General features: G+C 72.1%; 10 protein-coding genes. 9 read left to right on the top strand and 1 reads right to left on the bottom strand.

Annotation, left to right across the window (positions count from 1 at the left end; translation table 11 throughout):
* Nucleotides 1-90: 90 nt before the first annotated feature.
* From CU044_RS20125 to CU044_RS20085, 9 genes are all read left to right on the top strand, one after another.
* Nucleotides 91-1284 carry a DUF5685 family protein gene (locus tag CU044_RS20125; protein WP_129770107.1) on the top strand — a complete coding sequence of 398 codons (1194 nt, stop codon included), beginning with the start codon at nucleotides 91-93 and terminating at the stop codon, nucleotides 1282-1284.
* A 401-nt stretch (nucleotides 1285-1685) separates the two neighbouring features.
* Entirely contained in the window at nucleotides 1686-3746 is a 2061-nt protein-coding gene (locus tag CU044_RS20120) for an FAD/NAD(P)-binding protein (protein WP_129770106.1), read from the top strand.
* A gap of 15 nt (nucleotides 3747-3761) precedes the next feature.
* Nucleotides 3762-4907 (top strand): LLM class flavin-dependent oxidoreductase, encoded by a 1146-nt coding sequence (locus tag CU044_RS20115; RefSeq protein ID WP_129770105.1) that lies wholly within the window; start codon nucleotides 3762-3764, stop codon nucleotides 4905-4907.
* Nucleotides 4904-6247, top strand: a complete 1344-nt coding sequence (locus CU044_RS20110) for an NtaA/DmoA family FMN-dependent monooxygenase (protein ID WP_129770104.1) — start codon at nucleotides 4904-4906, stop codon at nucleotides 6245-6247. Before CU044_RS20115 ends, CU044_RS20110 begins: the two co-directional genes overlap by 4 nt.
* A complete protein-coding gene (locus CU044_RS20105; RefSeq protein WP_129770103.1) occupies nucleotides 6244-7086 on the top strand; it encodes a DUF1684 domain-containing protein in 843 nt (280 codons plus the stop codon). Before CU044_RS20110 ends, CU044_RS20105 begins: the two co-directional genes overlap by 4 nt.
* A 186-nt stretch (nucleotides 7087-7272) precedes the next feature.
* Nucleotides 7273-8454 carry a S1 family peptidase gene (locus CU044_RS20100; RefSeq protein ID WP_193564020.1) on the top strand — a complete coding sequence of 394 codons (1182 nt, stop codon included), beginning with the start codon at nucleotides 7273-7275 and terminating at the stop codon, nucleotides 8452-8454.
* 239 nt (nucleotides 8455-8693) lie between these two features.
* Complete coding sequence (locus CU044_RS20095) at nucleotides 8694-12248, top strand: DNA polymerase III subunit alpha (protein WP_129770101.1); 3555 nt, start codon at nucleotides 8694-8696, stop codon at nucleotides 12246-12248.
* On the top strand, nucleotides 12245-13267 hold the full coding sequence (locus CU044_RS20090; protein ID WP_129770100.1) for a hypothetical protein: 1023 nt from the start codon (nucleotides 12245-12247) through the stop codon (nucleotides 13265-13267). Before CU044_RS20095 ends, CU044_RS20090 begins: the two co-directional genes overlap by 4 nt.
* A gap of 214 nt (nucleotides 13268-13481) precedes the next feature.
* Nucleotides 13482-14387: an alpha/beta fold hydrolase gene (locus CU044_RS20085; protein WP_129770099.1), complete on the top strand. Its 906-nt coding sequence runs from the start codon at nucleotides 13482-13484 to the stop codon at nucleotides 14385-14387.
* Nucleotides 14388-14492: 105 nt separating this feature from the next.
* Here the strand turns inward: CU044_RS20085 and CU044_RS20080 are convergent.
* Nucleotides 14493-15061, bottom strand: a 569-nt coding sequence (locus CU044_RS20080) for a lytic polysaccharide monooxygenase (protein WP_129770098.1), incomplete at its 5' end; no start/stop codon positions are given.

The raw sequence follows: 15061 nt of genomic DNA, 5'->3' as shown, positions 1-15061 counted from the left end.
AGCGTACAGGGCCTGAGTCGGTACAAAATAGTACGTTCGGGCCAGATGGGTGAGGCTGGGGACGTACGGGTGAACCGTTCGCTCGGTACGATGCGTCACGCACTTGTGAACGACTCTCGGGGGACTGTCGTGTTCGGAATCGTCAGACCATGCGCGCACCGGCTCGCCGACGGGCTCAGAACCGAGTGGATGGCCCATCTCTGCGGGCTCTGTCTGGCACTTCGCGCGGACCACGGGCAGTTCTCCCGGGTCGTCACCAACTACGACGGCCTGATCGTCTCGGTTCTGACGGAGGCTCAGACCGAACGCGCCGCGCGACAGCGGCGTACCGCGGGCCCCTGCCCGCTGCGCGGTATGCGTACGGCGCCGATAGCCAGGGGCGAGGGCGCGCGGCTCGCCGCCTCCGTGTCACTGGTGCTCGCCTCGGCGAAGATCCGGGACCACGTCGCGGACGGGGACGGGCTGTTGAGGCGCCGGCCGCTGGCCGCCGCCGCGCGCCGGGTCGCCCACGGCTGGGACTGGGCGGGCGCGCGCACCGGCGCGGAGCTGGGGTTCGACACGGCCGTACTGGTCGACGCCGTCGAGCGGCAGCAGGGGATCGAGATGGTGGCCGGTCCCGGTACCCCGCTGCTCGCCGTCACCGAGCCGACCGAGACGGCGACCGCCGCCGCCTTCGCGTACACCGCCGTGCTGGCGGGCCGGCCGGGCAACAGCGCCCCGCTCGCCGAGGCCGGGCGGCTCTTCGGGCGGCTCGCGCATCTGCTGGACGCCGTGGAGGACCAGCCGGCTGACGCCGCGTCGGGTGCGTGGAACCCGCTCACCGCGACCGGTACGTCCCGGGCGGAGGCGCGGCGGCTCGCCGACGACGCGGTGCACGGCATCCGGCTCGCGCTGCGGGACGCGGAGTTCACCGACGGCAGGCTGGCGCATGTGCTGCTGGCGCACGAACTGCGGGCCTCCGCCGACCGCGCTTTCGGCACGACGGCCTGCGCGCACGAAGGGCACGGCGGCTCAGGCGCCCCCGGCGGCCCGGTCCGTCAGGACGGAGGGCTGCCACCCGGCTTCGGGCAGCAGCCGCCGCCGAGGCCGGGCAGGCGCGGTTTCCTGGCCGGCTGCGCGGTCTTCGTCGGACTGTGCTGTACCTGCAGAATCTGTTGTGCGGACGAGTACGAGGGCCCGTGGTCACGCAAGAAGCGTGAGGGCTGCTGCGACCAGTCCGACTGCTGCGACTGTTGTGATGGCTGCGACTGCTGTGACGCCTGTAGTTGCTGCGACTGCGGCTGACGGGCGGCCGGGCTGACGGGCGGGCGAGGGGAGGGAGAAGCGTGACGCTCTGCGTGTGAAGGCACGCGGGGAAACGGCGCGCGAGCGCCGGAAGTACGGGAGGCCGTGCAGGGCGTCAGCTCAACAGGAAGAGGACCACACGCGACCGAAGTCGATGTGGGAGCGCGTGACCAGCCACTGCTGCGAATACATGAGCCAAGTGGAACAGGCATCCGTTTCCGCGTCAACCAAGCCGAGACGGTCGGCTCACAGTACGGACAAGCTTGACAACCGGCCGTACACACCACTTAGCCTCGTAGGGGCAAGTGGACCGTGCTGAGGGGCCGGTCCGCCTGTGTTTTGTGTGAAGTTTTCTGTGAAGGCACTCCCGTGTTCGATCGCTGTATCCACGGAGCCTTCGCATGCCTGTGTCCTCGGTCACCGTCCGCACCCCGTCCTCGACCCCGGCTGTCGTCGTGGTCGGAACAGGCCCGCGCGGCACGGGTTTTCTGGAGCGTATCGCGGCCAACGCGCGCTTCCTGTACGACGGTCTGCCGCTGGACATCCATCTCGTGGACCCGCATCCGCCGGGTGCCGGGCGGGTCTGGCGCCGTGATCAGTCGCCGCTGCTCTGGATGAACTCCATGGCCGAGGACGTGACCATGTTCACCGATGACACGGTGGCCCTGGCCGGTCCTGTACGGCACGGACCCGCGCTGCACGAGTGGGCGCGGGACATCAGGGAGGGCAGGGCGCGGCTCTCCGCCGAGTCGGAGGCGGCCGAGGCGGCCGAGGAGGCGCTCGCTCCGCCCGGGTCCGGGGACGGGTCCGGGCTCCGCGCCGAGATCGCCGCCCTCACCGGCCAGACCTTCCCCAGCCGCCGGGTGCAGAGCGCCTATCTGAGCTGGGTGTACGAACAGACCGTCGCCTCCCTGCCGCCCGGTGTCACCGTCCACCAGCACCGCACCGACGCCGTGCGCGTCACCGGCCCGCGCGGCGGACGCCAGCGCGTCTGGCTTGCGGACCGTACCGAACCGCTCCTCGCCGACCTCGTCGTGCTGACCCTCGGCCATCTCGACGCCGAACCGGACGCGGAACAGGTGGAGTTGAGCCGGTTCGCCGAACAGCACGGACTGATCCACCTGCCGCCCGACTTCACCGCCGACAGCGATCTGTCGGCCCTGCCCGCCGGTGACCCCGTCCTCGTCCGCGGCTTCGGACTCGCCTTCGTCGATCTGATGGTGCTCGTCACCGAAGGGCGCGGCGGACGTTACTCGGGCAGCGCCGGCCACGACGACGGGGAACTGGTCTACCACCCCTCGGGACGCGAACCGGTCCTGTACGTCGGGTCGCGGCGCGGAGTCCCGTACCACTCCAAGATCGGCTACGGGCTGGACGGTGAACGGCCCCCGCTGCCCCGCTTCTTCGGGCCCGAGCAGATCGACGCGCTGCTGAGCCGGCCGGTGCCGCCCGACTTCCGGCGCGATGTCCGGCCGCTGATCGACAAGGAGCTCGGCTTCGCGTACTACCACCGCCTCTTCACCGCGCACCCCGAACGCACCCGCGTCGACTGGACCGACTTCGAGGAGAAGTACGCCGCCGCCGACGCCGGCGGCCCCGAGCTGGACGCCCTGGTCGGCGCGGCCGTACCCGACCCCGCCGACCGGCTCGATCTCGCCGCCCTCGACCGGCCGCTGGACGGGCTGCGCTTCCCCTCGTACGACGCGCTCCAGGACGGGCTGCGCGACTACATCCGCGCGGATCTCGGCCGAAGACACGACCCGTCCCACAGCGCGGACCTCGCCGTCTTCTTCGGGCTGCTCTCCGTCTACGGCCAGCTGATCCGCCTCGGCGACCTCGGTGACTCCGGCGGCAGCTGGCACGGCTTCTTCAGCTATGTCGCCTCCGGCCCGCCGGGACCCCGGCTGCGCCAGCTGCTCGCGCTCTCCCGGGCCGGGGTCGTCCGCTTCCTGGGCGCGGACATGTCGGTCGAGGCCGACGGGCGGCGGGGGATCTTCCGGGCGGGCAGCGCCGTCGTACCGGGGGAGTACGTCGAGGCGCGCGCACTCGTCGAGGCCCGGCTGCCCGACCCCTCGCCCGAACGCACCCGGAGCCCGCTGCTGCGCGCGCTGTACGAGGAGGGGGCCGCGGCGGTCTCGGCGGGGCTGGTCCGGGTCGATCCCGACGACGGGCGGCTGCTGGAGCGCGACGGCACCCCGCATCCCCGCCGTTTCGCGCTCGGCCCGAACACCACCGCCCGGTCCAGCGGCGCCTTCACCCGGCCGCGTACGGGAGGCCCCGCGTTCCGGCAGAACGACGCCACCGCGCGGGCCGCGCTCACCCTGCTCGCCGGCCTCGCGCGGCCCCCGGCCGCGGCCACACCGTCTCCGGCCACACCGTCTCCGGCCACACCGCCCGCGGGCACACCGTCCACGGCCGCTTCGGCTCCTCAACCACCGGACGGGCAGCCCGTCCGAAGCTGAAAGGCAAGGCCCGTCATGACCGCCACCCGGCCTCCGCACCGACCTCGGCGCACCCCGCGACACACCCCGCAGCACCGCCCGCCGTACCGCCCGTCACACCGGCCGCTGTATCTCGCCGCCGAGATCGGCGGTCAGCGGGCCTACGACGCCGCGTGGTACGTCGAACTCGCCCGGCTCGCCGAGCGGGGCGCCCTCGACTTCGTCACGCTCCAGGACTCCTTCGCGCGCCCCGGCCTCGACGCGCTCGCCGTGCTCTCCCGGGTCGCGCCCGCGACCGAACGCATCGGGCTCGTGCCCACCGTCACCACCACCCACACCGAGCCGTTCCATGTCTCGGCGGCCGTGGCCACCCTGGACTGGGTGAGCCGTGGCCGGGCGGGCTGGCTGGTCGATGTGTCCACCACCCCGGCGGAGGCCCGGCTGTTCGGCCGCCGCCCGGCCGCTCCCGCCCCCGCCCTGTGGCAGGAGGCGGGCGAGGTGGCCGACGTGGCCGTCCGGCTCTGGGACAGCTGGGAGGACGACGCCGAGATCCGCGACATATCGACAGGACGCTTCATCGACCGCGACAAGCTGCACTACGTCGACTTCGAGGGGGCCACGTTCACGGTCCGCGGCCCGTCCATCGTGCCGCGCCCGCCGCAGGGCCACCCCGTCACCGTGATCGACGCGACCGAGGGGCACAGCGAGGAGACCGCCGCGCGCCACGCGGATGTCGTCCTGGTCGGGGCCGGCCGGCCCGAAGAGGCGGCGGCGGTACGGGAGAGGCTCCGGTCACGGGCCGCCGGTCACGGCCGTGACCCCGACACGCTGCGGGTGCTCGCCGCGCTCACCATCGATCTCGGCGACGGCGAACGTCCGGGGGAGCCCGGTCCGGAGAGCGCGCCGCGCACCACCGCGGGCGACACCGGACCGCACTACCGAGGCGGCCCCGTCGATCTCGCCGACCTGATCACCACCTGGCACGGCACCGGCGCCGTGGACGGCTTCCACCTCACGCCCGCCGAGCCGCGGCGCGATCTCGAACGGCTTGTCAACGGGACGGTGGCGCTGCTCCAGCACCGCAGTCTGTTCCGCACCTTCCATCCGGGCGGCACGCTCCGCGAGCATCTGAGCCTCGCACGCCCGGCCAACCAGTACGCGTCCGCCGGGGGAACCTCATGACGACCGACACCTCCCGTACCCCGCGCAGACGGATCCATCTCGCCGCGCACTTCCCCGGGGTCAACAGCACCACCGTATGGACCGATCCCCGTTCCAGGTCCCAGATCGACTTCTCCTCCTTCGAGGCGCTGGCCCGTACGGCGGAGCGCGGGAAGTTCGACTTCTTCTTCCTGGCCGAGGGGCTGCGGCTGCGCGAGCACAAGGGCCTCGTCCACGATCTGGACGTGGTCGGCCGCCCCGAGTCCCTCACCGTGCTGAACGCGCTGGCCGCCGTCACCGGCCGGCTCGGTCTCGCCGCCACCGTGAACGCCACCTTCAACGAGCCCTACGAACTGGCCCGCAGGCTCGCCACCCTCGACCATCTCAGCGCGGGCCGCGCGGCCTGGAACGTGGTGACGTCCTCGGACGCCTTCACCGGTGAGAACTTCCGGCGCGGCGGCTATCTCGACCGCGCCGACCGCTACACCAGGGCCGCCGAGTTCGTCGCGACCGCGCGGGAACTGTGGGACTCCTGGACGCCGCCGGCGCCCGGCGTCCCGTACGGCACACCGCGCCCGTTCGCCCACTCCGGGCGGCAGTTCGAGATCGAGGGGGAGTTCACCGTCCCGCGCTCCCCACAGGGGCACCCGGTGATCATCCAGGCGGGCGACTCGGAGGAGGGCCGGGAGTTCGCCGCCTCCGCCGCGGATGTCATCTTCACCCGCCACGGCACCCTGGAGGCGGGCCGCGCGTTCTACGCCGACACCAAGTCCCGGCTGGCGAAGTACGGCAGGGACCCGGACGATCTCAAGATCATGCCGGGGGTCACCTGCGTCCTCGGCGACAGTGACGCGGAGGCGCGGGAGCGGGCCGTCGAGATCCGCGGACAGCAGGTCTCCCCGCAGAACGCGATCCTCGCCCTGGAGCAGGTCTGGGGGCGGGACCTTTCGGCGTACGACCCGGACGGGCCGCTGCCCGGGATCGATCCGGACCCGGACTCCTCGCTGGTCCAGGGCCGGGTGAGGACCGGTGATCCGCTCGCGGTCGCCGCCAGGTGGCGGGCGCTGTCCGAGGCCAAGGGGCTTTCCATCCGGCAGACCGTCATCGAGACCACCGCGCGGCAGTCCTTCATCGGCACCCCGGAGAGCGTCGCCGAGAGCCTCGACACCTTCGTCAGGACCGGGGCGGCGGACGGTTTCATTCTCGTGCCGCATCTGACCCCGGGCGGTCTGGACGACTTCGTGGACCGGGTCGTACCGCTTCTCCAGGAGCGCGGGGCCTTCCGCACGGAATACGAGGGCGCCACCCTGCGCTCACATCTCGGGCTTCCCGTACCCGAATGGAAGGGTTCAGCGGCATGAGCACTGATGCATCCCCCGTATCTGCGGCATCCCCCGTATCCGCGGTGTCCGCCATCGCCGCGCAGGACTGGGAGAGGTGGCGCGAGCGCCGTACGGTCACGGTCTCGGCGCCGTACGGACCGCTCTCGCTCACCGGCACGCACTGGCTCGCCGACCATCCGGAAGGTCAACTCCCGGATATTCCCGGGGTATGGCGCGCGGACGAGAACGCCGACGAGGTGGTGCTGACAGCGGCGGACGGAGACGGTCTGACCGCCGACGGCCGGCCGCTCGCCGGGGAGATCCGGCTGACGGCGGACAGCGGTCCGTTCGAGGAGTCCCGGATCGCGGCCGGCGGGCGCAGGCTCGTCGTGCTGCGCCGCGAAGGGCTCTGGGCCGTCCGCGCCTTCGACCCGGAGTCCGCCGCGCGGCGCGCGTTCCGGGGCATCGAGGCCACGCCCTACGACCGGGACTGGACGCTGCCGGGCCGCTTCCGGCCGTACGACACGAGCCGCACGGTCCGGGTCGAGAACGCCGACGGGAGGGAGCGGGGCCTCGGGCTCGGCGGTGAGATCGCCTTCACCGTCGACGGTACGGAGCACACCCTCCAGGTCGCGATCGAGCCGGACGGCTCGCTCTGGGCGGTCTTCGCCGACACCACGAGCGGGAACGGCAGTTATCGCTTCCGCTTCCTGCGGCCCGCCGCCCCGGCGGCGGACGGGACGGTGACGGTCGACTTCAACCGTTCCCTGCTGCCGCCGTGCGCCTTCGCGGACCACTTCATCTGCCCGTTCCCGCCGCCCGGCAACACCCTTCCGATCGCCGTACCGGCGGGTGAGCGCGACCTGCTGCCGGGCTGACGGCGCCGGCCGGGGGTGGATCGCGCCAGGAGGACAGGGGTGATTTCAAGACAGGACTAGTCCTCACCCGCTGATGACAAGGTGATCGCACCGGGTGTTCGCATATGGAACTTCCCTTGCCGTGAGGCGGTCGGCCGGTGACGCGGCGTACCGGGGGTGCCGCGAGTGTCCGTCCTGAAGTCGACCTTGTGTGTTACTGGTCAGTCTCGGAATAGTGGGCGCCTCAACCTCCGTGTCAGGTACACCCCACATGGCCTGACGCGGTCCCCCCACAGGAGGCTGACGTTGAATCATCGGCGTATATCCAAGAAGCGAGTGACGATGGCGGGAGGTGCCGCGGTCGCTCTGGTGCTCGCGGGTGTCACCTTCCAGACTGCGAACGCCAGTGAGAGCACACCCCGGTTCACGGTGAAGTCGCTGACCGCCACGGCGGCCGGAACTCTCGCGTCCACCCTGGACGACAGCCTGGGCGCCGACGCGGCCGGCACGTACTACGACGCCAAGTCGAAGGCGCTCGTGGTCAATGTCGTCAACGAGCAGGCGGCCGAGACCGTGCGCCAGGCCGGTGCCAAGGCCAGAATGGTTCAGAACTCCCTGGCCGAGCTGAAGAGCGCCCGGCAGACCCTCGCGGACCGGGCGACCATCCCGGGCACGTCGTGGGCCGTCAACCCGATGACCAACAAGGTGGTCGTCACGGCCGACCGTACGGTCAAGGGCGCGTCCTGGGACAAGCTCAGCGGCGTGGTGAAGGCGCTCGGCGACAAGGCCGAACTGAAGAAGACGGCCGGGGAGTTCAAGCCCTTCGTCTCCGGCGGTGACGCCATCACGGGCGGCGGCGGGCGCTGCTCGCTCGGCTTCAACGTGGTCAAGGACGGCGCGCCGTACTTCCTGACCGCCGGGCACTGCACGGAGTCCATCCAGACCTGGTCGGACGCGCAGGGCACCGAGATCGGGGCGAACGAGGGCTCCAGCTTCCCGGACAACGACTACGGCCTGGTCAAGTACACCGCCGAGGTGGAGCACCCGAGCGAGGTGAACCTCTACGACGGCAGCACGCAGGCGATCACGCAGGCCGGTGACGCGACCGTCGGCCAGCAGGTGACCCGCAGCGGTTCCACCACCCAGGTGCACGACGGTGAGGTCACCGGGCTCGACGCCACCGTGAACTACGGCGGCGGCGACATCGTCAACGGGCTCATCCAGACCTCGGTCTGCGCCGAGCCGGGCGACAGCGGCGGCTCGCTCTTCTCGGGCGACACCGCGCTCGGGCTGACCTCGGGCGGCAGCGGTGACTGCTCCTCGGGCGGTGAGACGTTCTTCCAGCCGGTGCCGGAGGCGCTCGCCGCGTACGGCGCCGAGATCGGCTGACCGAACCCGCTGAGAGGAGGGGCCCGGTCCACCACACCTGTGGTGGACCGGGCCCCTCCGGGCGTTCACGGCGCCGCTTCCCTCGGTGTCGGCGCAGGTGGGAAGGGCTCGCACGGCTGATCGGGCGGCCGGTGCCCGGCCCTCGCAGCGGCATCGTACGTACGTTCGAAACTTGGTCTATGGTGGAGAGGCGGGGGAGGTGAGAGCGGACTGAGAACGGACTGATCCAGGAGGTGCGGATGCCCGGCTTCACGCATCTGCACACCGTCTCCGGGTACTCCCTGCGGTACGGGGCCTCCCACCCGGAGCGGCTGGCCGCGCGCGCCGCCGAGCGGGACATGGACGCCCTCGCCCTGACCGACCGCGACACCCTCGCGGGCACGGTCCGCTTCGCCAAGGCATGCGCCGCGGAGGGGATACGGCCGCTCTTCGGGGTGGAGCTGGCGGTGGGCGAGCGGGCGCGCGAAACGGGCCCGGCCGGACGCAGGCGTACGCCCGTGCGCGGCGGCGCCTTCATCGACGAGTCCGCGCCCCGCGCGGTCTTCCTCGCCCGCGACGGCGCGCGGGGCTGGGCGGAGCTGTGCCGGCTCGTCTCCACCGCGCACGCCTCGGCGGACACCGCGCACGCTTCGGGGAGCGGCGCGCACGCACTGGACGGCGGCGGTCCGCTGCTGCCCTGGCGGGACAACTTCGGCACGGGCCTCACCGTGCTGCTCGGACCCGGCTCCGAGATCGGCCGCGCCCTCGCGGCGGGCCGCCCCGACCGGGCCGCCCGGCTGCTCGCGCCCTGGCGGGAGATCTACGGCGACGCGCTCCGGCTGGAGGTCGTGCATCACGGACGTACGGGCACGGGCCCCGGCTCGCTGCGGCACGCCGCCCGTACCCTCGGCTTCGCCACCGAGCAGGGCGTACGCGCGGTGCTCAGCAACGCCGTGCGCTACGCCGACGCCGGGCAGGGACCGGTCGCCGATGTCCTCGACGCGGCCCGCAGGCTGGTCCCCATCGACCCCCGCCGGGGGCTGGACAGCGGGGAGCGCTGGCTCAAGGACCCGGCGGGGATGGCGCGTACCGCCGAGCTGGTCGCCGAGGCCGCCGGATTCCGCCGCGACACCGCGCACCGGCTGCTCGCCCTGACCGAGGAGACCGCCGCCGCCTGTCTGGTCGACCCCGAGGACGATCTGGGTCTCGGCACCGTCCACTTCCCCGAACCGCGGCTGGTCGGCGCGGACCGCCGTACCGCCGGGCGGGTGCTGCGCTCGCGCTGCGCCGCCGGGATGGTGCTGCGCGGCTACGACCGGCGCCGCGACCACCGGACGTACTGGACCCGGATGGACGCCGAGCTGCGCACGATCGAGGAGCTCGGCTTCGCCTCCTACTTCCTCACGGTCGCCCAGGTCGTCGACGACGTACGGGGCATGGGTGTCCGGGTCGCCGCGCGCGGCTCGGGCGCGGGCTCCCTGGTCAACCATCTGCTGGGGATCGCCCACGCCGACCCGGTCGCGCACGGACTGCTGATGGAACGTTTCCTCTCCACCCGGCGGCGCGGACTCCCGGACATCGACATCGATGTGGAGTCCGCGCGACGGCTGGAGGTCTACCGGGCGATCCTCGACCGCTTCGGCCCCGAACGGGTCGCGGCCGTCGCCATGCCCGAGACCTACCGGGTGCGTCACGCCGTACGGGACGTGGGCGCCGCACTCTCCATGGACCCGGCCGAGATCGACCGGATCGCCAAGTCCTTCCCGCACATCCGGGCCAGGGACGCCCGCGCCGCGATGGAGGAACTGCCCGAGCTGCGGGAACTGGCCGGGGAGCTGCGGCGGGACGGGACGAAGCACGGCCGGCTGTGGGAGCTGGTGGAGGCGCTGGACGCGCTGCCGCGCGGGGTCGCCATGCACCCGTGCGGAGTGCTGCTCTCGGACGCCTCGCTGCTGCGCCGTACCCCGGTGGTGCCGACCAGCGGCGAGCACTTCCCCATGTCGCAGTTCGACAAGGAGGACGTCGAGGCGCTGGGGCTGCTCAAACTCGATGTGCTGGGCGTACGGATGCAGTCGGCGATGGCGCACGCCGTCGGGGAGATCGAACGGGCCACCGGCGAGCGGCTGGACATCGACGACCCGGAACAGGTGCCGGAGGGCGACCCCGAGACCTACCGGCTGATCCAGTCCGCCGAGACCCTGGGCTGCTTCCAGATCGAGTCGCCCGGCCAGCGCGATCTGGTCGGCAGGCTCCAGCCCGCCACCTTCCACGATCTGGTGGTCGACATCTCGCTCTTCCGGCCGGGACCGGTGGCCGCCGACATGGTGCGGCCGTTCATCGAGGCCAGACACGGCCGCGCGCCCGTCCGCCATCCCCATCCCGACCTGGAGGAACCGCTGCGCGAGACCTATGGCGTGGTCGTCTTCCACGAGCAGATCATCCGGATGGTGGACATCATGACCGGCTGCGGCCGGGAGGAGGCGGACAAGGTGCGGCGAGGGCTGTCCGACCCCGGGTCGGGGGCCCGGATCCGCGCCTGGTTCGAGCGGCGGACGCGGCGGAGGGGATATACGCCCGAGGTCATCGCGCGGACCTGGGAGATCATCGAGGCGTTCGGCTCGTACGGCTTCTGCAAGGCGCACGCCGTCGCGTTCGCCGTACCGACCTATCAGTCGGCCTGGCTCAAGGCGCACCATCCGGCCGCCTTCTACGCCGGGCTGCTCACCCATGATCCGGGGATGTATCCCAAGCGGCTGCTGCTCGCGGACGCGCGGCGGCGGGGGGTGCCGGTGCTGCCGTTGGATGTGAACCGTTCGACAGTCGCTCATAGAATCGAACTGGTGTCTGAGGGTGGAGCCTCGGGGACGGGTGCGGCCGGTGCGGCCGGAGGTGTCTGGGGGGTGCGGCTGGCGCTCTCCGACGTCCATGGCATCAGCGAGGCGGAAGCGGCCCGGATCGAGGCGGGACAGCCGTACTCCTCGCTGCTGGACTTCTGGCAGCGGGCCAGACCGGCCCGGCCGGTGGCCGAACGGCTCGCGCAGGTGGGCGCGTTGGACAGGTTCGGCGCCAACCGGCGCGATCTGCTGCTGCATCTGTCCGAACTGCACGGAGCGCAGCGGAGAGCGGGCGCGTACGGAGACCAGCTCCCGCTGGAGGGCGGGCGGCGCACCGCCCCCGCAGGACTGCCCGACCTGGGGGACGCGGAGCGTCTCAGCGCCGAGCTGGGTGTCCTCGGCATGGACGCCTCCCGCCATCTGATGGGAGACCACTACGCATTCCTGAAGGAACTGGGGGTGATGTCGGCCAAGCGGCTGCGGGAGGTGCCGCACGGCAGGACCGTACTGGTCGCGGGCGCCAAGGTGGCGACCCAGACCCCGCCGATCCGCTCCGGCAAGCGGGTCATCTTCACGACGCTGGACGACGGTACGGGCCTGGTCGATCTGGCCTTCTTCGACGACAGCCACGAGGCGTGCGCGCATACCGTCTTCCACTCCTGGCTGCTGCTGGTGCGCGGGGTGGTGCAGCGGCGCGGTCCACGGAGTCTGAGCGTGGTGGGCGCGGCGGCCTGGAACCTGGCGGAGCTGGTGGAACTGCGCGAGAAGGGCGGGCTGGACGCGGTCGCGGCCGCGCTGGACGCGCCCCCGGCGTCCGCGGCCCCGGCGTCGCCTTCCGGCGGTCCTCAGGGGGACGACGGCCGGCGCATCCATCTGCCCACGGGCTACGAGATGAACCCCTGGGCGGACCTCAAGCCGCCCGGCGAAGGGCTGCCGACCGGACGGAAGCTGTGGCACTCCAGCCCGGGGAGCGCGGGATGATCCTCTGTATACGGTTCCACTCCGGCCCGGAACTCCGGGGAAGGCCGGAAGCCCAGGGTCCGGAACTCCGGGGCGGGGGCGGGTCCGAGGCGACGCTGCCCGCGCTGGTCGGGCTGATCGAGGACATCAGCCCCGCCGTCCAGGCACTGCCGCCCGACACCGCGCTCGTCGATGTACGCGGTGCGGAACGGTACTTCGGACAGGACGCCGCCGGGATCGCCTCCGTACTGCGGGTCCGTGCGCTCGCGCACCTCGGCACCGGCTGCACGATCGGTGTGGCCCCCACCCCGATGCTGGCGCGGATGGCCGCGCGCCGGGCCGCGCCGGGCACGACGCTCGTGGTGGCGGACGACGAGCGCGCGATCGAACGGTTCCTGGAGCCCGGCCCGGTCGGCGAACTGCCCGGCATCGGCGCCGCGACGGCCCGCGCGCTGCGCGCGTACGGACTCGACACCATCGGGAGGACCGCGGCCGTGCCGCTGTCGACACTCCAGCGGATCACCGGGGTGCGGATGGGGCGTGAACTGTACGAGAAGGCCCACGGCGTGGACCGTACGGGAGTCGCCCCGAACGCCGCCGCCCGCTCGCTCGCCGCCGAACGGACCTTCTCCCGCGACGAGCTGGACCAGGAGCGGCACCGGCGCGCGCTGCTCTCGGTCACCGAGGAACTGGGCGTCCGGATGCGCGGCACGGACCAGGTGTGCCGCTCACTGACACTCACCGTGCGGTACGCGGACCGCTCCACGACCACCCGTACGCGCGCGCTGCGCGAGCCGACCGCCCACTCGGCGGCGCTCGCCGGCGTCGCGTACCGGATCCATGAGTCGCTCGGGCTGCAACGGGCGCGGGTACGGGCTCTCTCGGTACGGGCCGAGGGGCTGGTCCCGGCCGGACAGGCCACCCATCAGCTGACGTTCGACCCGGTGGACGACCGGGCCCGCCGGATCGAAGCGGTGGCCGACCGGGCCCGCGCGAAGTTCGGCCCGCGTGCGATCGTGCCGGGGTCGCTGGCCGCGTAGCGCGTCACGTATCTCCGGCCGCTCTCAGGCCGTTCTCCTGCCGCTCTCCGGCCTCTTGGCAACGGACGGCATCACGCGTCGCACTTTTTACCGACGCGTAACTTCCCTTCTTCACCTTACTCATGCGTAACTTCATAGCGGAAGCATCTTTGTGGTCCGGGCCACAGGGCTGACAGACATCGCCAATTCCCTTGAGCCGCAAGGAGATCACACGATGCTGCCCTGGAAGCGCGCGCTCGGACCGCTGACCGCGCTGCTGCTGGCCGCTACATCCCTGGCCACCCCCGCCGTCGCCGCGACCCCCACCGCGGCCCCCACCACCCCCACGTCCGTGTCCGCCCCCGCTGTCCCCGCGTCGTCGAGCAGCGGCTGGAACGACTACTCCTGCAAGCCCTCCGCCGCCCATCCCCGTCCCGTCGTCCTCGTCCACGGCACCCTCGGGAACGCCATCGACAACTGGCTGGGCCTCGCCCCGTATCTGGTGAACCGCGGATACTGCGTCTTCTCCCTCGACTACGGGCAGCTCCCCGGCGTCCCGTTCTTCCACGGCCTCGGCCCCATCGACGCCTCGGCCGGGCAGCTCGCCACCTATGTCGACAAGGTGCTCGCGGCCACCGGCGCCGCGAAGGCCGATGTCGTCGGCCACTCCCAGGGCGGCATGATGCCGCGCTACTACCTGAAGTTCCTCGGCGGGGCGGCGAAGGTGAACGCCCTGGTCGGCCTCGCCCCCTCCAACCGCGGCAGCACCCTGCTCGGGCTCTCCCGGCTGCTGCCGTACTTCCCCGGGGCGGGCGAGCTGCTGAACGAGAAGACCCCCGGGCTCGCCGACCAGGTGGCCGGATCCGCCTTCCTCACCAAGCTCAACGCGGGCGGCGACACCGTTCCCGGGGTGCGCTACACCGTGATAGCCACCCGGTACGACGAGGTGGTCACCCCGTACCGGTCACAGTTCCTGACCGGCCCCAACGTACGGAATGTGCTGCTCCAGGATCTGTGCCCGGTCGATCTCTCCGAGCATGTGGCGATCGGGACGATCGACAGGATCGCCTTCCACGAGGTGAACAACGCGCTCGATCCCGCCCGTGCCACCCCGACCACCTGCGCCTCGGTGATCGGCTGACCCGTACCCGTACCCCCTCCCGTACTCCCTGCGGACACACGACTGCCTTCCGCCACCGGGGAGTCCCGGTGGCGGAAGGCAGTGCGCGGTGCCGTGCGGCGGGGGTCAGCGGCTGTGACGCCCGGCCGATACGGCCTTGCGGCGAGCGGTTCCGAAGGCCACCGCGGCACCGATGGCGAGCGCCGCCGCGCCACCTATCGCGAGGTAGGAGGTGGCGCTGTCGCCGCCGGTCTCCGCGAGGGTGTCCTGACCGCCGGCGCCCTTCGTCTCAAGGGAGTTGGCCTCGGCTCCGGCTTCCGCTCCGGTTCCGGCTTCGGCTCCGGCATCAGCGTCGGAGTAGCCGTCCGTGCCGGTGTCCGGCTGCTTCTCCGGGGTGGCCGGGGTGGCCGTGGCCGGGGTGTCCTTCGCCGAGACCTTCGACGCGTCGGTACCGAGGTCACCATGGCCGTTGTGCTCGACGGTGGACTTCTCCGTACCTTCCGCGATCTTCTCGTCGGTGGGCGCGGAGGCGGCCGGCGCGGCGCCGCCCGCACCGCCGTTGTCCTGCCCGAAGACCACGTCGGAGCAGGTGTAGAAGGCCTCGGGGCTGTCCGACCGCTGCCAGATGGAGTAGATCAGATGACGGCCCGACTTGTTCGGGACGACGCCGTCGAAGACATAGGCCCCGCTCTCCA

Origin of the sequence: Streptomyces sp. L-9-10 (assembly GCF_004151105.1) — a bacterium.
Taxonomy (GTDB): domain Bacteria; phylum Actinomycetota; class Actinomycetes; order Streptomycetales; family Streptomycetaceae; genus Streptomyces.
This window is presented reverse-complemented; position numbering and strand designations above follow the sequence as displayed.

Excerpts from the sequence above, each read along its gene's own strand:
- CU044_RS20125 (WP_129770107.1), top strand. The coding sequence starts at position 91 with ATGCGTCACGCACTTGTGAACGACTCTCGGGGGACTGTCGTGTTCGGA.
- CU044_RS20120 (WP_129770106.1), top strand. The coding sequence starts at position 1,686 with ATGCCTGTGTCCTCGGTCACCGTCCGCACCCCGTCCTCGACCCCGGCT.
- CU044_RS20115 (WP_129770105.1), top strand. The coding sequence starts at position 3,762 with ATGACCGCCACCCGGCCTCCGCACCGACCTCGGCGCACCCCGCGACAC.
- CU044_RS20110 (WP_129770104.1), top strand. The coding sequence starts at position 4,904 with ATGACGACCGACACCTCCCGTACCCCGCGCAGACGGATCCATCTCGCC.
- CU044_RS20105 (WP_129770103.1), top strand. The coding sequence starts at position 6,244 with ATGAGCACTGATGCATCCCCCGTATCTGCGGCATCCCCCGTATCCGCG.
- CU044_RS20095 (WP_129770101.1), top strand. The coding sequence starts at position 8,694 with ATGCCCGGCTTCACGCATCTGCACACCGTCTCCGGGTACTCCCTGCGG.
- CU044_RS20090 (WP_129770100.1), top strand. The coding sequence starts at position 12,245 with ATGATCCTCTGTATACGGTTCCACTCCGGCCCGGAACTCCGGGGAAGG.
- CU044_RS20085 (WP_129770099.1), top strand. The coding sequence starts at position 13,482 with ATGCTGCCCTGGAAGCGCGCGCTCGGACCGCTGACCGCGCTGCTGCTG.